At 52.2% G+C, this 26,334-nt stretch carries 19 protein-coding genes; 12 read left to right on the forward strand and 7 right to left on the reverse strand.

All coding sequences use genetic code 11. The features are described from left to right. Window positions 1–138: 138 nt before the first annotated feature. Window positions 139–483, reverse strand: a complete 345-nt coding sequence (locus JTN23_RS22500) for a hypothetical protein (RefSeq protein WP_247237325.1) — start codon at window positions 481–483, stop codon at window positions 139–141. Between the two features lie 88 nt (window positions 484–571). Here JTN23_RS22500 and JTN23_RS22505 point away from each other — a divergent pair, with 88 nt between their 5' ends. Both JTN23_RS22505 and JTN23_RS22510 read left to right on the forward strand, forming a co-directional pair. After that, on the forward strand, window positions 572–1,762 hold the full coding sequence (locus JTN23_RS22505) for an MFS transporter (RefSeq protein ID WP_247237326.1): 1,191 nt from the start codon (window positions 572–574) through the stop codon (window positions 1,760–1,762). Continuing rightward, window positions 1,752–2,363: an IMPACT family protein gene (locus JTN23_RS22510; protein WP_247237327.1), complete on the forward strand. Its 612-nt coding sequence runs from the start codon at window positions 1,752–1,754 to the stop codon at window positions 2,361–2,363. The genes JTN23_RS22505 and JTN23_RS22510 overlap by 11 nt, the downstream gene beginning before the upstream one ends. Before the next feature lie 17 nt (window positions 2,364–2,380). On the opposite strand, the gene JTN23_RS22515 is transcribed toward JTN23_RS22510, so the two are convergent. The 3 genes from JTN23_RS22515 to JTN23_RS22525 all read right to left on the reverse strand — a co-directional run bounded on the left by JTN23_RS22515 (window position 2,381) and on the right by JTN23_RS22525 (window position 7,763). After that, window positions 2,381–2,617 carry a hypothetical protein gene (locus JTN23_RS22515; protein ID WP_247237328.1) on the reverse strand — a complete coding sequence of 79 codons (237 nt, stop codon included), beginning with the start codon at window positions 2,615–2,617 and terminating at the stop codon, window positions 2,381–2,383. Window positions 2,618–2,736: 119 nt separating this feature from the next. After that, window positions 2,737–4,461 (reverse strand): RagB/SusD family nutrient uptake outer membrane protein, encoded by a 1,725-nt coding sequence (locus JTN23_RS22520; protein ID WP_247237329.1) that lies wholly within the window; start codon window positions 4,459–4,461, stop codon window positions 2,737–2,739. 32 nt (window positions 4,462–4,493) lie between these two features. After that, a complete protein-coding gene (locus JTN23_RS22525) occupies window positions 4,494–7,763 on the reverse strand; it encodes a SusC/RagA family TonB-linked outer membrane protein (protein ID WP_247237330.1) in 3,270 nt (1,089 codons plus the stop codon). A gap of 590 nt (window positions 7,764–8,353) precedes the next feature. On the opposite strand from JTN23_RS22525, the gene uvrA reads away from it, so the two are divergent. After that, complete coding sequence (gene uvrA, locus JTN23_RS22530) at window positions 8,354–11,191, forward strand: excinuclease ABC subunit UvrA (protein WP_247237331.1); 2,838 nt, start codon at window positions 8,354–8,356, stop codon at window positions 11,189–11,191. Between the two features lie 159 nt (window positions 11,192–11,350). Here the strand turns inward: uvrA and JTN23_RS22535 are convergent, their stop codons facing one another. Together JTN23_RS22535 and JTN23_RS22540 are read right to left on the reverse strand one after the other, a co-directional pair. Then, window positions 11,351–12,091: a LytR/AlgR family response regulator transcription factor gene (locus JTN23_RS22535; RefSeq protein ID WP_247237332.1), complete on the reverse strand. Its 741-nt coding sequence runs from the start codon at window positions 12,089–12,091 to the stop codon at window positions 11,351–11,353. Beyond that, on the reverse strand, window positions 12,088–13,158 hold the full coding sequence (locus JTN23_RS22540) for a sensor histidine kinase (protein ID WP_247237333.1): 1,071 nt from the start codon (window positions 13,156–13,158) through the stop codon (window positions 12,088–12,090). Before JTN23_RS22540 ends, JTN23_RS22535 begins: the two co-directional genes overlap by 4 nt. Window positions 13,159–13,447: 289 nt before the next feature. Between JTN23_RS22540 and JTN23_RS22545 the strand changes: the two genes are divergently transcribed. From JTN23_RS22545 to JTN23_RS22585, 9 genes are all read left to right on the forward strand, one after another. Next, the gene (locus tag JTN23_RS22545) at window positions 13,448–16,036 is read left to right on the forward strand and encodes a TonB-dependent receptor (protein WP_247237334.1); all 2,589 of its coding nucleotides are present in this window, start codon (window positions 13,448–13,450) and stop codon (window positions 16,034–16,036) included. 219 nt (window positions 16,037–16,255) lie between these two features. Then, complete coding sequence (locus JTN23_RS22550; RefSeq protein WP_247237335.1) at window positions 16,256–17,317, forward strand: LacI family DNA-binding transcriptional regulator; 1,062 nt, start codon at window positions 16,256–16,258, stop codon at window positions 17,315–17,317. A gap of 155 nt (window positions 17,318–17,472) precedes the next feature. Beyond that, window positions 17,473–18,477 (forward strand): Gfo/Idh/MocA family protein, encoded by a 1,005-nt coding sequence (locus tag JTN23_RS22555; protein WP_247237336.1) that lies wholly within the window; start codon window positions 17,473–17,475, stop codon window positions 18,475–18,477. Window positions 18,478–18,589: 112 nt separating this feature from the next. Beyond that, window positions 18,590–19,942 carry a Gfo/Idh/MocA family protein gene (locus JTN23_RS22560; protein ID WP_247237337.1) on the forward strand — a complete coding sequence of 451 codons (1,353 nt, stop codon included), beginning with the start codon at window positions 18,590–18,592 and terminating at the stop codon, window positions 19,940–19,942. 9 nt (window positions 19,943–19,951) lie between these two features. Further along, window positions 19,952–21,322 (forward strand): sugar MFS transporter, encoded by a 1,371-nt coding sequence (locus JTN23_RS22565; protein ID WP_247237338.1) that lies wholly within the window; start codon window positions 19,952–19,954, stop codon window positions 21,320–21,322. A gap of 23 nt (window positions 21,323–21,345) precedes the next feature. Next, window positions 21,346–22,104, forward strand: coding sequence for a glucosamine-6-phosphate deaminase (locus tag JTN23_RS22570; RefSeq protein WP_247237339.1), 759 nt, complete (start codon window positions 21,346–21,348; stop codon window positions 22,102–22,104). A gap of 12 nt (window positions 22,105–22,116) precedes the next feature. After that, window positions 22,117–23,319, forward strand: a complete 1,203-nt coding sequence (nagA, locus tag JTN23_RS22575) for an N-acetylglucosamine-6-phosphate deacetylase (protein WP_247237340.1) — start codon at window positions 22,117–22,119, stop codon at window positions 23,317–23,319. Between the two features lie 70 nt (window positions 23,320–23,389). Beyond that, complete coding sequence (locus JTN23_RS22580; protein WP_247237341.1) at window positions 23,390–24,187, forward strand: glucosamine-6-phosphate deaminase; 798 nt, start codon at window positions 23,390–23,392, stop codon at window positions 24,185–24,187. Window positions 24,188–24,407: 220 nt separating this feature from the next. Continuing rightward, window positions 24,408–25,796 carry a putative oxidoreductase C-terminal domain-containing protein gene (locus JTN23_RS22585; protein ID WP_247237342.1) on the forward strand — a complete coding sequence of 463 codons (1,389 nt, stop codon included), beginning with the start codon at window positions 24,408–24,410 and terminating at the stop codon, window positions 25,794–25,796. 118 nt (window positions 25,797–25,914) lie between these two features. On the opposite strand, the gene JTN23_RS22590 is transcribed toward JTN23_RS22585, so the two are convergent. Then, on the reverse strand, window positions 25,915–26,184 hold the full coding sequence (locus tag JTN23_RS22590) for a hypothetical protein (protein ID WP_247237343.1): 270 nt from the start codon (window positions 26,182–26,184) through the stop codon (window positions 25,915–25,917). Between the last annotated feature and the right edge of the window lie 150 nt (window positions 26,185–26,334).

Raw genomic sequence — 26,334 nt, forward strand, 5'->3', positions numbered from 1 at the left:
CCAACTGATCTGGTGTATTCCTAGTTATGTGTACTCAACTCGTCGGCAAAGGTATTAACACTTTTCGGGCTACCAAAGGAGAAATAGCAGCACGAAGTAGTACAATAGCAAGATAAAGGTTACCGACCAAACCGCTGCTTATATGACCCTGCTTTGGGTAGTATCAGGTGCGGGCGATAAGGCCATCTTACGGAAAGCCAGGTACACCAGCAGGGCCACTGAGCCGGTGATGATAACTGCCGTCAGGATAGCGGTTCTTTTTGTCAGGGAGAGCCCTCTCCTTTTCATATCTCTGACCAACCAGAAGATGCAGAGCAAACTGAACGTACAGGCATCGATAAAAGTGATAGCCAGCAGCCAGTCCTGCCACAGAGCCTTCCAGGCATCGCCCAGAGTATGCCCCGATTGTAGCCATTGATAGAAACCATAATTAATGAAAATAAACAGGAGAAGGGCAGCGAACAGATAGCTAACTTTTTTCATCACCACAATGTATAAGATGAGAGAGGGTAACCGATAATCTGTCAGCAAAGTACTACTTTTTCTCCTCCGAAACTGCTTACCTTTGCGCATGCAAAACACCGCATCGCCTAGTATCTTTACGCTGCAGTTCTGGTTATTGAGCCTTAGTTCATTCCTCTTCTTTGCCAGCTTTAACATGCTTATTCCCGAGCTGCCCGGCTACCTTACCACCCTCGGTGGAGCCGAGTACAAAGGGTTTATCATTAGTCTGTTTACACTGACGGCAGGGCTTTCACGCCCGTTCAGCGGCCGCCTTACCGACCGCGTCGGACGGGTACCCGTGATGGCCTTCGGCTCCATTGTCTGTTTTATATGCGGTTTTCTGTACCCGATATTCACGTCGGTGATGCCGTTCCTGCTGTTGCGGCTCGTGCACGGCTTCTCCACCGGCTTTAAGCCCACGGGTACGGCCGCCTACATTGCGGATATCGTACCGGCTACGCGCCGGGGCGAGGCGCTGGGTATTCATGGCATGTGTGCCAGCCTGGGGTCGGCACTAGGTCCGGCGCTGGGTAGCTACATCGCTCAGATCTTTTCCATCAATGCCCTGTTCTATACCTCCTCCTTCGTGGCGCTGCTCTCCATAGCTATTCTTTTCAACATGAAAGAGACGCTGGCGGATAAAAAAGAGCTATCAACGGAAGCATTCCGGATTACAAGCCGCGATGTATTTGACCCTACGGTATTTAGTCCGGCCCTGGTTATTTTCCTGACCTACTTCAGCTACGGTGCCGTGCTGACGCTGGTACCGGATTTCAGCGATCACCTGGGCATCAGCAACCATGGTCTTTACTTCCTCGTCTATACCCTCACTTCGCTGCTCATTCGGTTCGTGGCCGGTAAGGTGTCGGACCGGGCGGGGCGGGTACCGGTGGTGATTGTGGGCTGTTGTAACCTCATCGTGGCGCTGGTTCTTACGGCCTACGCTACCACTACCTTTATCTTTCTGGGAGGAGCGGTATTTTTCGGTATCGCTACCGGTATACTTTCGCCCATTCTGTCGGCCTGGACGGCAGACCTGAGTGATGACCAGAACCGCGGACGCGCCTTTGCGACCATGTACATATCTATGGAAGCGGGCATTGGTATAGGGGCTTACCTATCGGCGGAGATCTACGACAACCGCTACGAAAACCTTCCCCTTGCCTTTCTGATCTCGGCGGCGCTGGGATTTGCCGCTCTTATCTATTCGGTGGTAATCTATTACCTAAAAAAACAGTCGAAGACGCGTGTTATTTGATGATTCATACCGTACCATTGAGTCTCCTGTAGAGGGGCTCTTTAAAGACCGGGGCAGTAAGTTTCTGGCCTTTGCTTACCCCATACGCTCTGAGCAGGACGCCCGGGAGTACCTGGCCCAGTTGCGCGAACTGCACCCAAAAGCCAACCACCATTGCTACGCCTACCGACTGGGACTGGACCGCAACCACTACCGCGCCAACGACGACGGCGAACCCGCAGGCTCGGCCGGCCGCCCCATCCTAAACACCTTGTACTCCCAGGACCTCACTAACCTACTGGTGGTAGTAGTCCGGTACTTTGGCGGTACTTTGTTGGGTGTACCTGGCTTAATCAATGCCTACAAAACAGCAACCCTGGCCGCACTGGAGCAGGCCACGGTAGTGACACGGCACCTGTATGACCGGTATGAGCTCACCTTCGGGTATGAAAGTATGAACGGCGTGATGCAGATTGTAAAAGAGATGGACCTGACGGTACTCGAGCAGCAGTTTGAGATAAGTTGCCTACTACGGGTGGAGGTACGCAAAACGCAGGTAGAACGCTTTGTAGAACGCGTAGGGAAAGTAGAAGGGGTAGCTTGTAAATATGTGGCAGACTAGCCAGGTAGTAGCTGGCACTACTCCCGCAACTTATCGGCCCGGATGTCGGCGTCGTCGTAGAAGTACTCATCAAAGGTACGACCTGACGGCTCGCCGTAGCGCAGTACCGAATACACCAGCCACAGTACCAGCATAGGTGAAAGCAGGAACATGAAGGTAACGATACCCGAGGGCATACCAGCCGAGGCTCCTACTGTGTATACCAGCAGAAAGAGACTCACAAACCAAAGCGCGAAGCGGGGACTTTTCAGCATACGTATCCTGTGTTAGGTGTGTCTGTAACAACTCTGATCTACTTCTTTTTGTTGGATAAAAACAAACACGGGCCGCTCCTCAGGAGCGGCCCGTGTAGTTAGCATAAAGATGGACTGTATCAGTAGCCGGGGTTCTGCTTCAGAGTTGCTTTACCCCCCATCTGTGAGTTCACGATTTCCTGCAGGGGTATGGGGTAGTACTCATGCTTACCCTTGGTGAAGGTTACCCCGTTGAAGTAGGTACGCTTGTTCTTCTCAACCGCGTAGTAGGCATTCAGTACCTGATCGGCAATACCCCAACGTACCAGGTCAAAGAAGCGGTGGCCTTCCATAGCCAGCTCCAGACGCGTTTCAAAACGTACCGCGGTACGGGCATTGGCAGCGTTACTAAAAGCAGGATCACCCACGGCGTATTCTTTGATTACATAGTTGGCGGCATTCTTACCGTCGGCCGTCTTGACAAAGCCTTCCGGATTAGCCGCCCGTTTACGTACCATATTGACCAGTTCGCGGGCCCGCTCCAGATTACCCAGTTCCACCTCTGCTTCCGCCAGCATCAGCAGCACGTGCGCATAACGGATCATACGGTAGTTGTTGGCATTGAGACGAGGGTTACCCGAAAACGTATTGGTACCTACATCCGAGCGGTACATCAGGTGCTTGCGGGGAGAGTATGGTCCGCCATACGCCTGATCACGAACATACAGCTTGCCTGGGTGTACTCCCCAATCCAGGAACGGTATACCACGGCGGCCTACGGTATGATCAAGACGCGGATCAAACTCACCCTCATCAGGAGTGAAGGGCTGATTGGACTCAATGCCCTGGTCATTCTTCACGTCCGAATTATTGAAGGTCTCAAACAGAGGCAGACCGTTCTGGGTCTTGAATGAATTGACCAGGTTCTGGGTTGGCTGATAAAATCCGCAACAGGTAGTTACCCCGCCCCCACCGTATGGGTAGTTGAGGGTAGCGCCCGCGTTTCCGTTTTCACCGCCCGGTGCTCCATCATTCACTGAGTGCTGTACCTCAAAGATTGACTCTGCATTGTTGTTGGTAACCGCCCGGAAGTTATCGCTGTAGCGCTCCATGAGCTTGTAACGTCCGCTGTTGACGATAGCATCAAACTGCGCCTTAGCCTCAGCCCACTTACGCTGATACAGATACGCTTTTCCCAGCATGGCAGCAGCGGCCCACTTGGTAGCACGCCCCTTCTGCGTCTGGGTTTCGGGAAGGTTATCCAGAGCATTCTTGAAGTCCGCCTCGATGTTTGGCCAGATGTCCTTGTCATTAGGTACCCGGGTACTGTTCAGATCATCGGGTTTGTAGGCAGCCTCGTCAATGTAAGGGACCATGTTCCACATCTTCTTAGCCTCGAAGTGGAAGTGTCCGCGCAGGAAGCGCGCCTGTGCCTTGATCTGGGTCTTTTCAGCGTCAGTCAGTTCATCGACCTGATCTACCAGCAGCAACACGTCATTGGCCCGCGCCACACCGTCATAGACGGCCTGCCATTTGCCCCGGAAGTGGTTGTTGTCGGGCAGGATCAACTTCTGCTCAATAAGTGAGATCTCGGGCTGGTCACCGGCGATGGTACCCTTATACGCATCGTCGGAAGCTACGCTCCCGTAGATCCAGTTGTCGGCGGAGCCGTGCCATGTGGTAGTACCTGCCCCTACACCATCTACCAGCGAATAGGCTCCGGTCAGGAGATAGTTAACCCCCGCACGGTTTTTCAGGGACTCTATGGAAAGAGCCGCTTTAGGACGGGTTTCCAGAAATTCATCACTACACGAAGTAGCCAATCCTAACATTAGGATACCCGCTATGAATGTTATCTTTTTCATTGTGTATTTCCTTTCAAGATTTTATCCACCAATTAGAAACTTAGATTTAAGCCGACAAGCGTAGCACGATACGCCGGATAAGCTCCTTCATCCACACCTATGTGACGGTCCTGATCGGTACCACCTGAGTTACGCAGGTTGATCTCAGGATCCAGACCGGTGTACTTCGTGAAAGTGAACCAGTTTTGTCCCTGAATGTATACCGAAGCACGGCCGATTCCCCATCTTGACAGTACCTTGGCTGGTATGTCGTAGGTCAGCTGGACGTTTTTCAGACGCAGGTATGAGCCATCTTCGAGGTAGTAGGTAGAAGGCTGGCTGGATATAACGTCGTTCGAGCGCAGGATGGGCAGCTTGGCATCCGTCTTACCCGGCTCCCACGACTCATACATCATGCGCTTGCTGCGGTTACCACCGAAGGTTGGGAAGTCGGTCCAGTAGCGTACGTAGTTAAAGATCTGATTGCCCTGTACACCTTGTCCGAACAGATCCAGACGGAAGTTTTTGTAGCTGGTGCTTATGTTGATACCGTAGGTAAAGTCAGGGTGCGGACTACCGATGATGGTACGGTCAGAGGCATTGATCACGCCGTCGTTGTTTACATCACGGAAGCGGAAGTTACCGGCTTTGTTATTAACACCACCTCCAAACTGCGTGGGCAGCGATTTACCTTCTTCGTCGGTATTGATAAATCCATCAATCGCGTAGCCAAAGAACGAACCGATCGGGTAGCCCGCCTGGGTTACGCTCATAGCCGGCAGACGCGTAGTGAAGCCAAAGTACTGCGTAGCCGGATCGCCGGTCAGGGTAATTACCTTATTACGGTAGGTAGCTATATTACCCCCAATTGAGTACCGGAAATCGCCGTTGCGTGAGCTGCCGTTATAGTTAATGCCCAGTTCTACCCCTTTGTTCTGCATAGAACCGATGTTCTGGAAAGGTACGGTAGCTACCCCCTGCGTACGCTGCACGTCAGGTCGGAACAGCATATCAGTAGTCAGACGGTCGTACCAGTCGAAGTTGACATCCAGCTTACCTTTAAGCAATACCGCATCAAAACCAATGTCCGTAGAGGTAGTGGTTTCCCAACGGGCGTTAGGGTTAGCAAACTGGGTACGGTCGTAACCTTGTATGGCTGATGTACGGGTGCCATTCAGGTCATAGAAGTTTTGAGTAGCGTTGGTTCCGAATATACCGAAGCGGTTGTAGTTACCGATCTCCTGGTTACCAGTCTGTCCCCAGGCAGCACGCAGCTTGAAGTCATCCAGCCAGGTCAGTCCCTTCATGAAAGCTTCGTTGGACAAACGCCAACCTACCGATATCGCCGGGAAGTAAGCTACCCGGTACTTTTCGGCGAAGCGCGAAGAGCGGTCACGGCGAAGGGTTACATCCAGCAGGTACTTGTCATCCAGGGAGAAGTTGGCCTTGGCAAACTCCGAAGCAATACGCCAGTCTGAAGCAAAACCTGCGTTGACCGAAGTACCTGGGTTACCAGCGTCGAGGTAGCGGTTTTCGATATCGTCCGCGGCAAACCGCTGACGGCGGGCAGTAAACTGCTCAAAGAAGTTCTTGATAGATTCGGTACCTGCTACGACGTTAAAGCTTAGGCGATCGTCTATAAAGCTGGTCTTGTAGGTCAGGGTGTTGTACCAGGTCCAGGTCCAGTCATAGTTGTTGGTCTGGTCGAGCTGGTTAGCTCCGGCGTTCTCTGATGACTCAAGATCCACAGCGCGGTATACACGCTGATTGAATAGATTGTAGTCAATACCAAACTGGGTACGGGCGGTCAGATTCTTGAGGATGTCTACCTCAGCGTAGGCATTACCAAACAGGCGCACATTGCGGCCTACGTTGTCCTTATTGCGCCATAGTTCGGCGATAGGGTTACGCGAGTTGTCCAGATCGGGTCCTGAAGTACCGGCAAAATTGCCCATGATATCACGTACCGGAATGATCGGCTGAATACGATAAGCAAATGAGATTGGGTTACCCTCGTTCTGGTTTCCACCGGTCTGGCCTACCCGCTGATCCAGTGCCACCTGGAAGTTCTCCCCTACCCGTAACCGCTTCGTTACGTTAAACTCAGTATTGGCCCGGAGCGAGTAGCGCTTGTAATAGGTATGCTGCATGATACCCTTCTGATCGAAATAGTTGAGCGACATCGCGTAGCGTCCGTTCTCATTACCACCCGATACTCCCAGCTGGTGGTTCTGGATGGGAGCCGGGTTAAACATCTCGCCAAACCAGTCGGTACCCTGCTTGTTAGCCTTGGTGATCAGGTAGCGCGAGCTGGGGTTGAACGGGTCGTATACATAGCGGCTGGGATCCGTACGTGGATCTCCTTCCATGGCTCCGCCAGGTATAACATAATCAGGAATAACCGGAGTAGCTCCTTTACCAAACTGAGCGTTGCTGGGGTACACCAGGCCGGTCTGTCCCGGATTGGGAGTAGCTACCCCGTTAGTAAGGGTATTCAGGGCATTGATACGGGATCTCCACAGCAGGTCGGCATACTCCTGGGTATTCAGCAGGTCCAGACCGCGCCAGGCACTCTGGGTACCATAGTAGGTATCGTACGATAGCATAGGCTTACCGGCTTTTCCCTTCTTGGTAGTAATGATCACTACTCCGTTACCGGCCCGTGATCCGTAGATAGAAGCCGCCGAAGCATCTTTAAGTACCTGCATCGACTCGATGTCGTTCAGGTTGAGCGAGCTGAGGTTACCCTTGGTAGGCGTACCATCGATGATATACAGGGGAGAGTTGTCGTTGATGGTACCGAACCCCCGTATACGTACCATGACATTACCACCGGGTGAGTTGTCGTTGGATACGTTTACACCCGCTACCCGGCCCTGCATAGCCTGCGCCAGGTTAGAAGCAGGTACTGCCAGTGCCTGCTTAACGTCAATAGAGGATACCGCTCCGGTAATGTCCCGCTTAGACTGCGTACCGTAGCCCGTTACCACTACTTCACTCAGGCTCTTGACGTCATCGTCCAGCGTCACATTGATCGTGCTCTGGTTACCTACAGGTACTTCTTTCTTAACGTATCCGATCGACGAAATAACCAGCACGGCATCGCTTCCCCGCACTGCTACTGTAAACTGGCCTTCCGAGTCTGTAACCGTACCTACAGTAGTACCTTTTACCTGTACGTTGGCCCCTGGCAGACCCTGATTGTCGGATGAGGTGGTAATCTTACCACTGACGCGGCGCTCCTGCGCGTGGGCCAGTACAGTGCTCAGCACGAGCATCAGTAGCACAGCCCATCGGACTACTAAACGTAGATTTTCTTTCATAGAAGATGATTGGTGATGAGTAAATGGTTATTAGAGAAAAGTATATTTAACCAAGCTATGAAAGTAGCAGGTCGAGCCAAATCTAACTAGACTTTCAAAATTTTTAATGAAGTTTTAATCTAATTTTTTCTCAGAATCATCATAGTGTAAAAAAGACACTATTAGTACACACAAGGAATCCATCGGTTACTTAATCAATATTTGTTTGTAACTTTAAGTTATTAACTACTAGTACGTTAGCCCCGCCCCTGCCTCGCAACCTTGATATAAACCATAGTTCGTTATAGTAGACACTATATTATCCCGGTCCACTTAGCCAAAAGCCATGGACCCGGGTGATGCCTCTAATGGTACAGGAAGTAAGGAGTTGCTCAGCAGCTCCTCCTGGATACAGGCCAAAGAAGGCTATAAAAAGCCGTGTAGCCTATGTGGAAAAGGCTATGGATATTTGCCGAGGCTTGTCTCCGATGAGGTAGGCAAACAATCTCGATGTGGCAGCCGTAAATACGAACCCATCCGTTATCTTTATCGTTTAACTCTAGATGGAGACGCTGGTCTTCCTCTATTTTTCAACCTACTGATTAGACGCTTTGAAACAGCTGAATGATATTGACCTTACGGGTTACGACCAGATAGAAGTGCAGGGAGCCCGTGAGCATAATCTTAAAAATATTGATGTAAGCTTTCCCCGCAATAAGCTCGTCGTTGTGACAGGTATCAGCGGGAGTGGTAAATCATCACTGGCATTTGATACCATCTACGCCGAAGGGCAGCGCCGCTACATGGAAAGCTTCTCGGCCTACGCCCGGGGCTTTATTGGCGAAATGGAACGCCCTGATGTGGACAAGATCAGCGGCCTGTCGCCGGTAATCAGCATTGAACAGAAGACTACCTCGCGTAACCCCCGCTCTACCGTAGGTACTGTTACCGAAATCTACGACTTTCTGCGTCTGCTGTACGCCCGCGCGGGTGAGGCCTTCTCGTACGTAACGGGGCGCCGTATGGTAAAGCAGTCGCAGGATCAGATTATTGATCAGCTACTGGCGCAGTTTGGCGGACAAAAAACTACCCTGTTGGCCCCGGTAGTAAAAGGCCGGAAAGGTCACTACCGCGAGTTGTTCGTGCAGATCGCCCGTCTGGGTTATACCAAAGTACGGGTGGACGGCGAGGTACAGGATATTGTACCCAAGATGCAGCTGGACCGCTACAAGGTACACGATATAGAAATAGTAGTAGATCGCGTCATTCCCAAAGCCGAAGACCGCTACCGCCTAAGCCAGTCCGTAGCCACGGCCATCAAGCAGGGCAAGGGTGCCATGATGGTACTGGACACTAACGGAGAGGTACACTACTTCTCCCAGAACCTGATGGACCCTGAATCAGGTATCAGCTACGACGACCCGGCCCCCAACAGCTTTTCCTTCAACTCCCCCTACGGCTGGTGCCCTACGTGTCAGGGACTGGGTGTAGTGGAAGAAATCACCGAAGAGTCCATCATGCCGGATCGTTCGCTCAGTATTAGCCGGGGAGGTATAGCGCCCTTGGGCGAGTACCGCGATGCTTGGATATTCAAGCAACTGGAGATCATCCTGAAGAAATATAAGGTGGGGCTGAGTACCCCACTCGAAAAACTTCCGGCGGAGGCAATGGAGGTAATCCTGTACGGTAGTGACGAGCCTATTCCGCTCCCTTCCAAGAAGTACCCCGGTACGGAGTGGGATACCAAGTTTGATGGGATCATCAACTTTCTGAAACGTCAGCAGGAAACCGGTACCGACAAGATTCAGGACTGGCTCAAAGACTTCCTGGTCATCCGCGACTGTCCTGAGTGCCACGGCGCCCGGCTGCGTCAGGAGTCGCTGCACTTCAAGATTGATAATAAGAACGTGGCCGAGCTGGCGCAGGTAGATATCCGCGAACTGGCCGACTGGATGGTAGGCTTGGAAGACCGGCTCAGCGACCGCCAGCGGGTCATTGCCCACGAGGTACTTAAGGAAATACGCAAGCGGATAGGCTTCCTGCTGGACGTAGGCCTGGAGTACCTGACCCTCAACCGCGCCCTGCGTACTCTTTCGGGAGGAGAAGCGCAGCGGATACGACTCGCTACCCAGATCGGTACGCAGCTTACGGGGGTACTATACATCATGGATGAGCCGAGCATCGGGCTACACCAGCGCGACAACGTTCGCCTGATCCAGTCGCTCAAGAACCTGCGTGACCTTGGCAATACCGTACTGGTAGTAGAGCACGATAAAGATATGATGCTGGCCTCTGACTACATCGTGGATGTGGGCCCGGGTGCCGGACGCCACGGCGGACAGATTGTCGGCAGGGGCGCCCCGGAGGAGTTCCTGAAGAATGGCTCCGTCACGGCAGAGTACCTGAGCGGACGCCGTGGCATAGAGATACCGGCCGAGCGCCGCAAAGGCAATGGCAATACGCTAATCCTCAAAGGCTGTACCGGCCACAACCTCAAGAACGTGACGCTCAGGCTGCCGCTGGGTACCATGATGTGCGTGACGGGGGTAAGTGGTAGCGGTAAGTCATCGCTGATCCACGAGACACTGTTCCCAATCCTGAACCGGCACTTCTACCGGTCGCGCCGCGAGCCACTGCCTTACAAGAGCATCGAAGGACTGGAACATATCGATAAAGTCATCGAGGTAGATCAGTCGCCCATTGGCCGTACGCCACGTTCCAACCCGGCTACCTATACCAATCTGTTTACAGATATCCGTTCTCTTTTTGCCGAGCTGCCTGAGGCCAAGATTCGGGGCTACAAGCCGGGCCGTTTTTCTTTTAACGTAAAAGGGGGGCGCTGCGAGGATTGCGAAGGAGCCGGTATGAAAAAGATCGAAATGGACTTCCTGCCCGACGTGCACATTGCCTGCGAAACCTGCAAAGGCAAGCGCTTCAACCGCGAAACGCTGGAAGTACGCTTCAAGGGCAAGTCTATCGCAGATGTACTGGATATGACCGTAGAGCAGTCGCTGGAGTTCTTTGAAAACCAGCCGCGCATCCTGCGCAAGGTACAGACCCTGAACGACGTGGGCCTGGGCTACATTACCCTCGGCCAGCACGCCACTACCCTTTCGGGGGGAGAAGCCCAGCGGGTAAAGCTGGCCGAAGAGCTTTCCAAGCGCGATACCGGTAAGACGCTCTATATCCTGGATGAGCCTACTACAGGACTCCACTTCCAGGATATCTGCCACCTGCTCGATGTACTTAACAAGCTCGTCGAAAAAGGAAACACGGTACTGATCATCGAGCACAACCTGGACATCATTAAGGTTGCCGACTATATCGTAGACATTGGCCCGGAAGGGGGCGCCCAGGGCGGCCGCGTAGTCGCCGAAGGCACTCCCGAAAAGGTAGCCAAAGCCAAGGAAAGTTTTACGGGTAAGTTCCTGCTAGAAGAGTTGAAGTAAAAGCAGGCCGGGGGTAAATCCTCGGCCTCCTTATTTTTAGTAGATAAAGGTACCTACCCTCCCCCAGTGCCAGAGGCACGAACGATATTGTAGGCCCGGACGATATTGTAGCGCCAGCGGCGCGGCTAATCCTGTTGCCCCGGACGCCAGTCCGGGGAGTCAGATCCACCGGCTCAAAAACTGATTAAAGCCTTCCTTGTACTGGTCACTGACGGGAATGGTAGAGTCGCCGATCTGGATGGTATTGCGGGTCACGGCCCCGATCTGGTCGAGGCTTACGATGAAGGAGCGATGTACCCGCATAAACCGGCTGGGAGGTAGTTTTTCTTCCAGCGCCTTGAGGCTGGTCAGCGACAGCAAGGGCTTAGTGTCGCTCTTGAGGTGTACTTTTACGTAGTCTTTGAGCCCTTCGATGTACAGGATATCATCAAAGGCTACCCGCACCAGTTGGTACTCTACTTTCAGGAACAGGTACTCATCCCGTAGGTCGGGTAGCGGTGGCGTCGCTACCGGCTGGGCGCGATGTACCAGCTCGAAGTAGGCCTTGCCCTTGGTAGCCGCTCTCAGAAACTCCTCGTAGTTGAACGGCTTGAGCAGGTAGTCCAGCGCATCGACCCGGAAGCCTTCCAGCGCAAAATGATTGTAAGCCGTTGTAAACACGATACGCGGTCCCCGCTCCCCCGACTTATCCAGTACGCGAGCCAGCTCAATACCCGTCAGATCGGGCATCTGGATATCCAGAAAGATCAGGTCGACCTCGTGCTGATGCAGCCCCTGCAGAGCCTCTACCGCGCTGGAGTACCGCCCCACCAGATTGAGAAAGGGCGTTTTCTCAATAAAGGCGCACACCAGCCCCAGGGCCAGTGGTTCGTCATCAACGGCTATGCAACGTAGGGTCATGCTACTTCCAGTTTCAGGTCAACCTGGTATTTGTTGTCAGAGGTATTTTCGTTCACGGTCAGGTTGTACCGGTCCGAGTAGAGCAGGTCCAGCCGGCGGCGGGTATTGGCCAGCCCTATGCCGTTACTGTCGTCTAAGGTAACCTTTTTATCGGTGAAAAGCGAGTTTTGCACTTCCAGGTGCAACTGCCTCCCCTGCTGCTTTATACTGATAGTAATACAGCTGGGCTCTACCGCGCTCACCCCATGCTTGAAAGCATTCTCGATAAAGGGCAGCAGCAGCATAGGCGCGATGGGTACATCATGGAGCGGCGACGGCTGCTCAAACTTTACCGATACCTTATCCGTAAGCCGCAGCTTCATCAGCTGAATGTAATCCTGTACAAAGGCTATCTCATGGCTCAGCATAACGGTAGTCTGCTGGGTCTCGTACAGCACGTACCGCATCATACGCGATAGCTTATGGATCGACTCCCGGGCCGCTTCGCCATCAATTACTGTAAGCGCATAAATATTATTAAGGGTATTGAAGAAAAAGTGTGGGTTGATCTGAGCCTTCAGAAACGACAGCTCTGACTTGACCTTCTCCCGTTCCAGGCTCTGGCGGAGCTGCTTATCCCGGTGCCAGTTCTGCACGGCCGTAACACTGGTGCTGATACCCAGTACCATCAGGGTCAGGATCAGCGAAAAGAAATCGATCCACTTCTCACTTCTGACTACGCCGCTGGCCTTCCGGGCCTGGTAAGCCTTCTCCATCAGCTCACGCAGGTTGATCCATACCTCAAACCGCTGTATCACGTAGGCTACGATAAACACCGTCGCTACATTGAGGGCTATAAATAAGGTGTACTTATTCCGGAACAGCAGCCTGGGCACCCACAGGAGGGCATTGAGATAGAAGGCAGAAACCAGTAAAAGAAAGAGAACGCCCTGCTTGATCCAGAACTGATCCGGCAGCTCCACCCGCCAGGTAAGCGGCTGAAACAGAAGCAGCGAAAGCCCCAGCACACCCCATACCAGGATATGGATCAGTACGGAGAAGTTACGAAAAAGCGAGAAGGACGCCATGTATAAAGGTGTTGGTTATTATCTGATTAACATAAATATGTATACAATCATACATAGGACTTTTCACAGCAACTACTTCAATCGACCAGTCCATCAAGAATATCGATCAATAGAGTGTATAGGTCTACCAACCGGGGATTTTTCACGATTTAGGTACCTATTTCAAATCCATCGGTCAAAAGAGGCCATTGGTCGTTTTGTTTTTGCCGCTTATCTATTGTATTTTTTTTATAAGTTATCCGGTTGTTGTTTTGATTAACCAATTCTCACAAATCACACTGTACAAGCCATGAATAAGCTTTGCTTTTCTTTGATGCTCTCTACCGGTCTGGCCTTCTCTGCCTATGCGCAGGAAGCCCCTTCTTTTCCCGGGAACCGGCCTCAGCAACAACCCACTGCGATTCCCGGAACAGCCGACGATAACTCCCCACGCGGCAACGGCAGAATCAGCGGTACTCTGGTAGACTCCGTTTCGAACCAGCCCGTTGAGTTTGCAGCTATATCACTCATTGACACCAAAAGCAATAAGCCTATAGACGGTACTACTACGGATGACAAAGGTAAATTCACACTGAACAGAATAGCCCCCGGCTCCTATAAGCTCTTGATCTCTTTTATTGGCTATAAAGGAAAAGAGGTCAAAAATATATCCATTGACCGTCGTACCGAAGTAGAATTAGGCAATGTAGTACTGACACCCGATATCGTTCAGCTGAAAGAGGTAGAGGTAGTAGGTCAGGCGGCTATGATTGAGGAGAAGGTAGACCGTCTGGTATACAACGCCGAAAAGGACGTAACCAGCAAGGGTGGTGATGCTGCCGACGTAATGCGCAAGGTACCTATGCTATCGGTGGACCTGGATGGAAACGTATCGCTCCGTGGTAGCTCCAACGTACGGGTACTGATCAACAACAAGCCTTCTACCATCATAGCCAGCAGCGTAGGCGATGCTCTTAAGCAGATCCCGGCCGATATGATCAAGTCGGTGGAAGTAATCACCTCTCCCTCGGCCCGCTACGATGCCGAAGGTACTGCCGGTATTATCAATATTATTACCAAGAAAAACACGCTGCAGGGCGCTACGCTGGACCTTAATACCGGAGCTGGAAACCGCGGTGCCATGCTGGGTATGCGCGGCAGCTACCGTGCCGGCAAAATGGGTTTCAACCTGAGTGGCTTCGGACGCGCCAACTACAATATGAAAGGCTATTCCGATAACCTTCAGGTAGGTCTTAGCCCTCTGAACCCTTTCACCATCCGTCAGGCTACCGACTCCCGCAACGCCGGTATGTTCGGATCGTATCAGCTGGGCTGGGACTACGATATCAGCAAGACCTCCTTCCTGACCGCCAGTATCCGCTACGGTACCCGTAACCAGCTTTCGAGCCAGGATATTTCTACGTTCAGATCTTTGGGAGTAATTCCTACTACGACCAGTTCATACCGTGAGGTAGATGTGAAAGACCTGTCGGGTACTGTAGACGTAAATGTTGACTATACTAAAACCCTTAGAAAACCACAGCAGGAAGTAAGCGTCCTGACGCAGTTCAGCCGGAACAACCGTACCAACAACTTTGACGCTGATCTTTTCTCAGACAATAATACCCTGAAAGAGCTTATCGGTCAGGAAGGTAACCGCAACAACAGCTACAACCAGGAAAGTACTGTACAGGTAGACTACCAGACCCCCATCAAGAATAACCAAATGTTTGAAATAGGTGGAAAAGCGATCATGCGCCAGGTGCTGAGCAATTTCTCCTACTACAGCTCTTTGAACGTACCCCGGCCAGCCAACGAACTGAACTATGACCAGAATGTAGCCGCTTCTTACTTCTCGTACACCTATACTACCAAGAACAAGTACTCTATCAAGATTGGTAGCCGCTACGAGTACACCGTAATCAACGCCAACCAGGGCGAAGGCGACCTGAACATTCCGAACTACGGCAACCTGGTACCTAGTGTTAACTTATCCAAAACGCTCAAAGGGGGCCGTACCATTAAGCTAGGCTACAACCGTCGCCTCCAGCGCCCCGGTATACAATTCCTAAACCCTAACATAAATGCAGCCAACCCACAAAATATCACAGTGGGTAACCCCAACCTTGCGCCCGAGCTGACAGACCAACTGGAAGCTGGTACCAGCTGGTTCAAAAAGTCGGTTTTCATCAACATGTCAGTCTACGCCCGTACTACCAACAACTCCATCGAAAGCATCCGTACCACCGATGAGCGGGGGGTGATTACGACCACCTACGGTAATATTGGCCAGAAACAAACCTATGGTACCAACATCTTCGGTAACATGACGCTGCTCTCCAAGTGGCAGATCGGCGGTGGCATTGATGGATATTATGTATTCCTGACCAACAACAGCCCCGACCCGGCACTGTTTGCCAGCAACGAAGGATTAGTCCTGAGTGGACGGTTTTTCAGCAACTTAACCCTGCCTAAGGGATGGGGACTGCAGGGTATGGCCTTTATCCGGGGCCGCGATGTACAGCTGCAGGGATATCAGACAGGCTTTGCTTTCTATAGCATGGGCTTCAAGAAGGACTTTACGAATAAGAAGGGTAGCATAGGTCTGGCCACCGAAAACTTCCTGTTCGATGCTTTCAAGACCAGAACCGAACTGGCTACTCCTGCCTTTACCCAGTCTAATACCAACCTGTTGTACAATCGGGGAGTACGGGTAACCTTCCAGTACAAGTTTGGTAAAATGAGCTTTGACGCCCCGAGCCGTCGTAACCGCAAATCCGTAAATAACGATGATGTGAAGAGCGGCGGTGACGGTGATGGTGGAGGTCAGCCACAGCAGGCTAGCCCTGCGCCTGCCGCTGCACCCGGTGGTGGTGGTGGCGGACGTCCGCGCCAGTAGCATAACAGGTAATATTATGTGAGAAAAGTATATAAAAAGACTCTCGACGCTGTCGGGAGTCTTTTTTGTTTTGTTTTGGGTAGCCAATCGGGGGCTCCAGAAGTAAACGGCAATTAGAGCGATATATCCAGGCGAAAAGAGTGAGTATAAAATTTTAATCGAAAGTTTATACCTTTAACCTATTCAGCCCTCAGCCAGTACTGCTCTAACCTTCTATTTATGAAACACGACAAAGAGAATATCGGCGTCAAAGAAATTGCTCGCAGAGCCAACGTATCCATTGCTACTGTAGATAGAGTCATTCATAACCGGACCGGCGTATCGGACAAGACCCGGAACAAGATCAACGCCATCATCCAGGAGCTGGACTATCAGCCCAACATACTCGCCAGCCGTCTGGCTTCAAAGAAGACCATCCACCTGGCCATGCTGATCCCCAGTGCTTCGGACGAGACGCAGTTCTGGGAGGCTCCGTTACGGGGCATCCGCCGGGCCGAAAGCGAGATCAGGCAGTATGGCATCCACATCGATATGTATTTCTTTGATCTGAATGATAAGGAGTCGTTCAGGAAGCAGGCCCGTGCTATACTGGACCAGAAAGTTAATGGAGTGCTTCTTTCTCCCACTTTTGTCGAGGAAACCGTCGAGTTTATCAAGTCCTGTAACCAGCAGTCGATCCCTTACGTATTTATTGACTCCACCATTCCCCAACAAAACAACCTGTCGTACATAGGCCCCCACCTGTTTCAGAGCGGGTACCTGAGCGCTCAGCTACTGACCTACGGACTCAAAGGCCCCAGTCATAAGCTCCTGATCGTAAATATTTCGAAAGAGGTGGATAACTTCAACTACCCCCAGATCGAAGCAGGCTTCCGAAGCTTCTTTCAGGATCAAGGCGATTCCAAGGCCATTATCCGGATAGATATCAGGCAGACGGGATACGCGTCGGTAAGGGAGGAACTATCCAAAGCGCTGCAACAGCACCCCGACGTGGATGCGCTGTTTGTGACCAACTCCCGCGTTTCGTCCGTAGCCCGTTTCCTGGCGAGCCAGAGCCTGCATGATAAACTACTGATTGGCTACGACTACCTTCCCGACAACATCGAGTACCTTAAGAGTGGTACCATTGACTTTCTGATCTGTCACAAGCCCGAGGAGCAGGGGTACCGGGGGGTAATGGCGCTCTACCAGACGCTGGTGTTTTCGTCGTCCGTAGAGAAGGAGTACTTCATGCCCATTGACATCGTGACCCGGGGCAATTACGAATTCTACAGAAACTAGCTTTCACCTTACTTTAAGGATACTTTAAAGTAGATTATAAATAAAAATCAGATCCGGATTAGGGATATTCAAAAATTTTACCGAATTTACGGGTACGTACCCGAAACCCTTAACATAATTAAGAAACAGCTATTCCTAAACCCGCTTTTTAACCTATGTCAACCTCTCTTAACCGCAGGAAATTTTTACAGGCTACCGCCCTCACCGGCCTTAGCCTGGGTCTTTCCGGACGCCTTTCGGCCTCCGGCGTGGCTCAGGGCAAAAGAGTGGGGATCATAGGCCTGGATACCTCCCACAGCATGGCCTTCACCAAGCTGCTCAATGCTCCCGAGGCCGGACCGGAGCTGGCAGGCTACAAGGTAGTAGCGGCCTACCCGCAGGGAAGCAGGGATATTGAGTCCAGCGTAAAGCGCATACCTGGCTATACCGAAGACATCAAGAAGCTCGGCGTGGAGATAGTGGGCTCTATTAAAGAGCTGCTGGATAAGGTAGATGTAGTGCTGCTGGAAACCAACGACGGTCGTCTGCACCTGGAGCAGGCTCTGCCCGTACTGAAAGCAGGCAAGCGCATGTTCATCGACAAGCCCGTAGCTGCTTCGCTATCCGACGCAGTAGCGATTTATGAAGCTTCTAAGAAACATAAGGTACCTGTGTTCTCGGCTTCGTCGCTCCGGTACATCAAAGGCCTGGAGAATGTAAACAAGGGCGAGGTAGTAGGCGCCGATACATTCAGTCCGGCCGTGCTGGAGAAGACCCACCCGGACCTGTTCTGGTACGGTATACACGGGGTAGAGACGCTCTATACTGTGATGGGTACCGGCTGTAAGGAGGTAAAGCGCATCCATACGCCCGACACCGACATCGTAGTAGGTATCTGGAAGGATGGTCGCGTAGGTACTTTCCGGGGCACCCGCACCGGCAAGCACGACTACGGCGGGACCGTCTATACCACCAAAGGCAACGTAACCCTGGGGCCTTACAATGGCTACCAGCCCCTGCTGCTGGACATCGTGAAGTACTTTGAAACGGGCGCGGTACCCGTCACTCCCGAGGAGACCATTGAAATATTTGCGTTCATGGAAGCGGCCGACGAGAGCAAGCGCCAGAATGGTGCTACCGTAAGCCTGGAAAGCGTCATGGCCAAAGCGCGCAAATCGTAAGTAGATCAGCCTAACCCGATTATACTATTTAGAGTAAATTAATCTTGCAAAAGACTTATTCCTAACCCTTACATAATATACCTATTCCTAACCCTTTCCTTTTTACCCTTTTATGAAAAAAGCTAATGAATCGCGCCGGGAGTTTATCAAGAAAACGGTAACCGGAGCCGCCGCCTTATCAGTAGGTGGTGCTCTGCCCGGCTTTAGCGCCAAGAGCTACGCCAGCATACTTGGCGCCAACGATCGGATTAAAGTAACGGTGATGGGCGTCAACAGCCGTGGACTGGCCCTGGCTAATAACTTTGCCTTACAGCCCAACTGCGAAGTACTATACATCTCAGATGTCGACTCGCGGGCAGCCGATAAGTGTATCGCCAGCGTAGAAAAACAGCAGAACTCCAAACCTAAGGCGCAGACGGATTTCCGGAGGACACTGGAAGATAAAAACCTGGATGCCCTGGTAGTAGCAGCACCTGATCACTGGCACGCTCCGGCGGCTATCCTAGCTTCTAAAGCCGGCAAGCACGTGTACCTCGAAAAGCCCGCCAGCCATAACCCCAATGAGGGGGAGCTACTGGTGGCGGCCGCCAGGAAGTACAAGAATGTAATCCAGATGGGTAACCAGCGCCGCTCGTGGCCTAAGGTAGCCGAAGCCATCGCCGAAGTGAAGAACGGCATCATCGGCCGACCGTACTTTGCCAAGGGCTGGTACACCAACAACCGTCCTTCCATCGGGGTGGGTAAGCAGGTAGCCGTACCTTCCTGGCTGGACTACGAACTATGGCAGGGCCCGGCTCCGCGTCAGGCTTTCAAAGACAATATCCTCCACTACAACTGGCACTGGTTCTGGCACTGGGGAACGGGCGAAGCCCTCAACAACGGTACCCACATGGTAGACCTCATGCGCTGGGGACTGGGCGTGGACTACCCTACCCGCGTGACCTCCGCCGGAGGCCGCTACCGCTACCAGGACGACTGGGAAACCCCCGATACACAAGTAATCACGATGGAGTTTGCCAATAACACCAGCATGACCTGGGAAGGCCGCAGCTGTAACGGCAAGCACATTGAGGACAGTAGCGTAGGCGTGGTTTTCTACGGCGAAAATGGCTCCCTATACCTGGATGGCGGCAACTCGTACAAGGTCTACGACCTGAACAATAAGCTGATCCGGGACGTGAAGAATGATATAGAAATAGACCCCCGTGACCGCATGAACCCTTCGCAGAAGCTGGATGCTATTCATATCCAGAACTTCTTTGACGGTATCCGTAAAGGTACTCCGCAGGCTGCCGAGATCGTAGGAGGGCACCAGAGCACGCTGCTATGCCAGCTGGGTAACATAGCCCTACGCTCGGGTAGTACCCTCTATACTGATCCTACCAACGGACACATCAAGAACAATCCGGCAGCTATGAAGCTCTGGAAAAGAGAGTACCAGCGTGGATGGGAACCTACTGTATAAGCTGTACCTATGATAAGCACTAAAACGGCCTCCGTAAAGCAGCCGCCCGTAGCTGTGGACGTAAGCTCGCTAAGTAAGCGGGATACTATGATCTCTATCTTTATCATAGGGTTGATGTTCTTTATCTTCGGCTTTGTGTCCTGGGTCAACGCCATTCTGATCCCGTACTTCAAGATAGCCTGCGAGCTCACCAGCTTTCAGTCGTACCTGGTGGCGTTTGCATTCTACATCTCGTACTTTGTGATGTCGGTACCGGCCTCCTACCTGCTGAAGGCCGTAGGCTTTAAGAAGGGCATGATGGTAGGCTTCTGGACGATGGCCGTAGGAGCGTTCATATTCGTTCCCGCAGCCATGACGCGTACCTACGAAGTCTTCCTGCTGGGCCTGTTTACCATTGGCGCGGGGCTGGCTATCCTGCAGACGGCGTCCAATCCCTACATCACCATTCTGGGCCCCAAGGAGCGGGCGGCGCAGCGAATCAGTATCATGGGTATCTGCAACAAAGGCGCGGGTATTCTGGCACCTATTCTGTTTGCGGCCGTCATCCTGCGTCCAACCGACAGCGCCCTGTTTGAGCAGTTGTCTCAGATGAGCGATGCCGAGCGTAGCGCGGCTCTGGATGAGCTCATCCGACGGGTGATCGTGCCCTACGCTACGGTGGGTACGGTACTGGTAGGACTGGGTTTGTTTATACGGTACTCTCCCCTGCCGGAGATCAACACGGAACAGGAAAGTCCGGAACTGGCCACCGCCAACGCTACCAAAACCAGCATCTTCCAGTTTCCCCACCTGATTCTGGGGGCAGTAGCCATCTTCCTGCACGTAGGTACCCAGGTCATTGCCATAGACACCATCATTCCCTACGCCAACTCCATGGGTATAACTCTGCTGGAGGCGAAGGTATTTCCATCCTATACCCTGGCTATGACCATCTGTGGATATCTGCTGGGTATATCAGCCATTCCCCGGTTTATCAGTCAGGTTACGGCGCTGCGCCTATGTACTCTACTGGGGGCTGTTTTCACGCTGCTGATCATATTTGCTCGGGGTACTGTTGGCTTTTTGGGCCACGAGGCAGACCTTTCCATCTGGTTTGTGGTCCTGCTGGGACTGGCCAATTCGCTGGTATGGGCGGGCATATGGCCACTGGCGCTGGACGGACTGGGTCGGTTCACCAAACTGGGTGCTTCTATCCTGATCATGGGCTTGTGCGGTAATGCCATCATGCCCCTTTTCTACGGCTACTTCGCCGATCTCTTTGATGTACGCACAGCCTACTGGGTACTATTCCCCTGCTACCTCTACCTGGTATTCTACGCCTTTGTAGGACATCAGCTCAGGCAGTGGTCGCCGGCAGGCGTTAGTGTAAGTACCAAGTAGCACCCGAACCCGCGTTTCTAACCATGAAGATCCATATATCCGACACCCCACAAGGGTTAGGTGAAGCAGCCGGCACGCTGGCTGCCGACCTGATCCGGAGTACCATTGCCCAAAAAGGCGGAGCCAACATTATTCTTGCAACGGGTACCAGCCAGTTTGAAACTCTGAAACAGCTCATAGCTGCCAGTGATATTGACTGGAGTAAGGTAGTCATGTTTCATCTGGATGAGTACCTGGAGCTCTCCGTTACCCATCCGGCCAGTTTTCGCAAGTACCTCAAGGAGCGTTTCCTGGAGCAGGTACCTCCGCTGCAGGAGGTGCATCTAATAAATGGTGAAGCCGATGCTGAAGCCGAATGTGCCCGTTTAGGAGAGTTGATCAAACAACACCCCATTGATGTAGCGCTGGTAGGTATTGGTGAGAATGGTCACCTGGCCTTCAACGATCCTCCGGCCGACTTTGATACCGAGCAGCCGTATATCGTAGTGGATCTGGATGAGCCCTGCCGTCGGCAGCAGTTGGGCGAAGGCTGGTTTGCTTCGCTGAATGAAGTACCTACCCAGGCCATCAGTATGTCCATAAAGCAGATCATGAAGTCGCAGCACATCATTTGCTCGGTACCCGATGCCCGTAAGGCCGTAGCGGTACAAAACTGCCTCGAACAGCCGGTGAGTCAGCTGCATCCGGCCAGCATCCTGCGTACCCATCCCCATTGCTCGCTCTTTTTGGATCAGGCCTCAGCCAGCCTGCTATCCCAGCAGGTAGCAGCGCAGGCGGAGTAAAATATAATTGGAATGAAGCCGATAAAAATCACGAATGGTACCCTACTCACTCCCTACCGCACCATACGCGGAGGTACCGTAGTGGTTACCGATGGTACCATCACCGATATAAGCGACCGGGATATAGACATACCGGAGGCTATTGAGATTGACGCGGCAGGTAAGTACGTAGCACCAGGCTTCATAGATATCCATATCCACGGCGGTGGCGGGTATGACTTCATGGATGGCAGCGAAGAGGCATTCCTGAAGATAGCTGAGCTGCACGCTCAGTACGGCACTACCGCCATGGTACCTACCACCCTTACCAGCGAAAAAGAAGACCTGCTACGAACGCTCGATATTTTTGAACAGGCGAAGAAGGCAAATACAGCCGGAGCCCAGCTACTGGGGATGCACCTGGAAGGCCCTTACTTCGCCCTGAACCAGCGAGGCGCGCAGGACCCGCGCTACATCCGCGACCCGGACCCCGCCGAGTACCGCGAAGTACTCAGCCACTCCTCGTCCATCCTGCGCTGGAGCGCCGCGCCTGAGCGACCGGGTGCCATTGAGTTCGGCAGGTACCTTCGTTCACGGGGTGTACTCGCCGCTCTGGCCCATACCGATGCAGTGTACGACGAGGTACTGGAAGCCTTTGAGCACGGCTATAATCTGGCTACGCACCTGTATTCGGCTATGCTGGGCGTCACGCGACGCAACGCTTTCCGCTACGCGGGCGCGGTAGAGGCGGCCTTTCTGATTGAGGAAATGGATGTAGAGATCATAGCCGATGGCGTACACCTGCCCCCGCCTCTGCTGAAGCTCGTCTACAAGATCAAAGGGCCTGATCGTACGGTCCTAATTACCGATGCCATGCGCGCGGCCGGTATGCCGCCCGGCGAAAGTACCCTGGGCTCCCTGCAGAATGGCCTCAAAGTCATCGTGGAAGATGGCGTTGCCAAACTCCCCGACCGTACCGCCTTTGCCGGTAGCGTAGCCACCGCCGACCGCCTGGTACGTACTATGGTGCAGCAGGCCGATATACCGCTGCTGGATGCCGTACGGATGATCACAGCTACTCCCGCCCGTATCATGGGAGTTGATAGTCGCAAAGGCTCTTTGCTGGCGGGCAAGGATGCGGATCTGGTCATTTTTGATGAGAATATAACCATAGATACTACCATGGTCATGGGTAAGGTCGTATACCAGAGAAATGCTGTCGAGCTAATAAGTTAGCACAGCATAGAAACTTCTACCCGACCCCACCACACCCTATACTTCCACCCTTTAACTGACAACTACATTGATGATGGAAACAGCAAAAGCAGATACTCTGAACATTAAGAAATTTGATAACCGGATGCTGATGGGTCAGGATGCGGCCCGCATGGTAGGAAACAAGCTAAGAGAACTGCTGCAGACACGGAGCTATGTAAATATGATATTTGCCGCCGCTCCTTCTCAGAACGAGTTTCTGGCCGCCCTTACTGAGGAAGAAGGCATCGACTGGGGTAGAGTCACCGCCTTTCATATGGATGAGTACATCGGGTTACCGTCCGATGCCCCTCAGGGTTTTGGGCAGTTCCTGCGGACCCGGCTGTTTGACAGGGTCCCTTTCCGGGCGGTACATTACCTCAACGGCAACGCCGAAGATCCCGAGACCGAGTGCTACCGCTATACCAAGCTGCTGCACCAGCACCCGGTCGACATTGTGTGCATGGGAATCGGTGAAAACTGCCACATTGCCTTCAACGATCCGCACGTAGCTGATTTCGAGGATCCGCACTGGGTAAAGGTGGTAGATCTGGACCTGGCCTGCCGCCAGCAACAGGTGAATGACGGCTGTTTTGAAGGGTTGGACGAGGTACCCAACTACGCCCTGACGCTCACAGTACCCGCCCTGATGTCGGGCAGCCACGTGTACTGCATGGTGCCCGGTCCCAGCAAGGCCGATGCTATTTTCAATACACTTTGTGGGGGAATCAGTGCCGAGTTTCCGTCTACTATTCTGAGGATGCACCCGGACGCCACGCTATTCATTGACGCTGACAGCGCCAAGCTTTTGACTAAGGGGGCCGCCTTCTCGTTAGAATCAGAGAGTTAAATTTAAAATAAACTTAATTCCCTTTTCAAAATTATCAGCCTTCCCATAAACCACCTATATAAATGGCCAGTGTGCGGCTGGTATGAGCAGGGCTATTTATATCAAGTGGTGTTGGGAAGGCGGGGCCAGCCCGGCCGTGAGGGCGAAAGTAAGCAGAGCCTAAGCGGAAATATAATGCTATAAGCTTTCAATAGTTATCTGAATACCATGATATTATAATATGAAAATTAAATCCCTACTCCCCTCCCTCCTCGCTACGGCTCTTATAGCAGGACAGGGATGCCAGACCATGAAATCAACCGAAAGTTCCAATCAGCAGCTTGGGCTCATGGTGGTAGATCCCGGCCATTTCCACGCGGCCCTGGTGCAGAAGTACATGTACGAAGGGATGAGTCCGGTGGTACATGTGTATGCCCCCGAAGGTCCCGATGTAAAATCATATCTGGACAAGATCGATAAGTACAATGCCCGGCCCGAAGATCCGACCAAGTGGGAGGAGAAAACCTATACCGGCTCCGACTACGTGGAAAAAATGCTGGAACAAAAGCCGGGCAACATCGTAGTACTGGCCGGAAACAACCAGAAGAAGACCAGCTACATCAAGCGGGCGGTAGATGCCAAACTGAACGTTCTGGCGGATAAACCTATGGCCATTAATGCCGAAGGCTTCGAGCTACTGAAAGAGGCTTTCGCCAGCGCTGAAAAGAATAACGTGCTGCTCTACGATATCATGACGGAGCGGTACGAAATCACCAATGCCCTGCAAAGAGATCTGGCCAATATGCCGGAGATATTCGGACAGCTGCAGAAGGGTACCCCTCAGGAGCCGGCCGTGGTGAAGGAAAGTGTACACCATATTTTCAAGTATATTTCAGGCGATCCCATTGTACGTCCGGCCTGGTTCTTCGACGTAACCCAGCAGGGCGAAGGTATCGTTGACGTAACCACCCACTTGGTAGACCTGGTGCAGTGGGCCAGTTTCCCCGAAACGCCGCTTGACTACCAGAAGGACATCCAAATCCTTTCGTCCCGCCGCTGGCCTACTGCCATGACGCCAAGCCAGTTCAGGAAGGTCACCAAGCTCAATGAATATCCAGCTTATCTAAATAAAGATGTGAAGGACAGCACCCTGCAGGTATACTCCAACGGGGAGATGAACTACACACTTAAAGGAGTACACGCCAAAGTACTGGTAAAGTGGGACTTTGAAGCTCCCGAAGGTACCGGCGACACCCACTACTCCATCATGCGTGGTTCCAAAGCCAACCTCATCATCCGCCAGGGCAAGGAGCAGAACTACAAGCCTGTCTTATACATCGAGCCTATTGGTTCTGACGCCAACTTCGAGCAGACGCTGAAGACTAACTTTGCCAAAGCACAGGATAAATATCCAGGTATAGAGCTGAAGAAAACCCAGCAGGGCTGGGAAGTAACCATTCCCCAAAAGTACGATGTAGGTCACGAAGCGCACTTCTCACAGGTAGCTCAGAAGTACATGGAGTACCTTAAGGAAGGCAAACTGCCCGAGTGGGAAGTACCTAACATGCTCTCCAAGTACTACACGACTACTCAGGCGCTGAAAAAAGCCACCAACGGTCAGCAACAGTAGTCACAAATAGCTTATTTAAAACAACAAGCCCGTTCAGATGTCTCTGAGCGGGCTTGTTGTTTTAAACTGGAATAGCAGGAATCCTAACCTATCAGCTGGGTCCTCCTTGGGTACCTTTTTATTTAGTTTCCGTCTTTTTGTCATAGAAAAGCTTTTTGCTACGATATTTTATTCCATGGAATGGAATAAAAGAAAGCACTATCTCTTTCCAGGACATTCCTATATAACGCATTCGCAGGAAAGCCAGTAATGGAATGAAGACTAAGATACCTAACCTCCCGCCTGTCTTCATCACCTCTTCTGAATACTCTTCCGGTACCATAAGAGAGGCTAAGCCCAAAGCAACAGCGCCTCCAATGAGTAGACCAAAATACCATCCTCGCGTCATAGTAGTACCATTTATCAATTAAGTAGTAGAAAGAATAGTTTGTTGATAACAATATCTGCAAAAGCTTTGCCGTGATCAATAGCAGATATACAGTATTTTACTAAATGATGCTCTTAAATGTTGTGAGATTACTACCTTCTCCTGCAATAG

Source organism: Telluribacter roseus (assembly GCF_017355915.2).
Lineage (GTDB): Bacteria > Bacteroidota > Bacteroidia > Cytophagales > Spirosomataceae > Telluribacter.

Bases quoted from the DNA above. Each gene is read 5' to 3' on its own strand.
- JTN23_RS22500 (WP_247237325.1), bottom strand. From the start codon at position 483: ATGAAAAAAGTTAGCTATCTGTTCGCTGCCCTTCTCCTGTTTATTTTC.
- JTN23_RS22505 (WP_247237326.1), top strand. From the start codon at position 572: ATGCAAAACACCGCATCGCCTAGTATCTTTACGCTGCAGTTCTGGTTA.
- JTN23_RS22515 (WP_247237328.1), bottom strand. From the start codon at position 2,617: ATGCTGAAAAGTCCCCGCTTCGCGCTTTGGTTTGTGAGTCTCTTTCTG.
- JTN23_RS22520 (WP_247237329.1), bottom strand. From the start codon at position 4,461: ATGAAAAAGATAACATTCATAGCGGGTATCCTAATGTTAGGATTGGCT.
- JTN23_RS22525 (WP_247237330.1), bottom strand. From the start codon at position 7,763: ATGAAAGAAAATCTACGTTTAGTAGTCCGATGGGCTGTGCTACTGATG.
- JTN23_RS22535 (WP_247237332.1), bottom strand. From the start codon at position 12,091: ATGACCCTACGTTGCATAGCCGTTGATGACGAACCACTGGCCCTGGGG.
- JTN23_RS22540 (WP_247237333.1), bottom strand. From the start codon at position 13,158: ATGGCGTCCTTCTCGCTTTTTCGTAACTTCTCCGTACTGATCCATATC.
- JTN23_RS22545 (WP_247237334.1), top strand. From the start codon at position 13,448: ATGAATAAGCTTTGCTTTTCTTTGATGCTCTCTACCGGTCTGGCCTTC.
- JTN23_RS22550 (WP_247237335.1), top strand. From the start codon at position 16,256: ATGAAACACGACAAAGAGAATATCGGCGTCAAAGAAATTGCTCGCAGA.
- JTN23_RS22555 (WP_247237336.1), top strand. From the start codon at position 17,473: ATGTCAACCTCTCTTAACCGCAGGAAATTTTTACAGGCTACCGCCCTC.
- JTN23_RS22560 (WP_247237337.1), top strand. From the start codon at position 18,590: ATGAAAAAAGCTAATGAATCGCGCCGGGAGTTTATCAAGAAAACGGTA.
- JTN23_RS22565 (WP_247237338.1), top strand. From the start codon at position 19,952: ATGATAAGCACTAAAACGGCCTCCGTAAAGCAGCCGCCCGTAGCTGTG.
- JTN23_RS22570 (WP_247237339.1), top strand. From the start codon at position 21,346: ATGAAGATCCATATATCCGACACCCCACAAGGGTTAGGTGAAGCAGCC.
- nagA (WP_247237340.1), top strand. From the start codon at position 22,117: ATGAAGCCGATAAAAATCACGAATGGTACCCTACTCACTCCCTACCGC.
- JTN23_RS22580 (WP_247237341.1), top strand. From the start codon at position 23,390: ATGATGGAAACAGCAAAAGCAGATACTCTGAACATTAAGAAATTTGAT.
- JTN23_RS22585 (WP_247237342.1), top strand. From the start codon at position 24,408: ATGAAAATTAAATCCCTACTCCCCTCCCTCCTCGCTACGGCTCTTATA.
- JTN23_RS22590 (WP_247237343.1), bottom strand. From the start codon at position 26,184: ATGACGCGAGGATGGTATTTTGGTCTACTCATTGGAGGCGCTGTTGCT.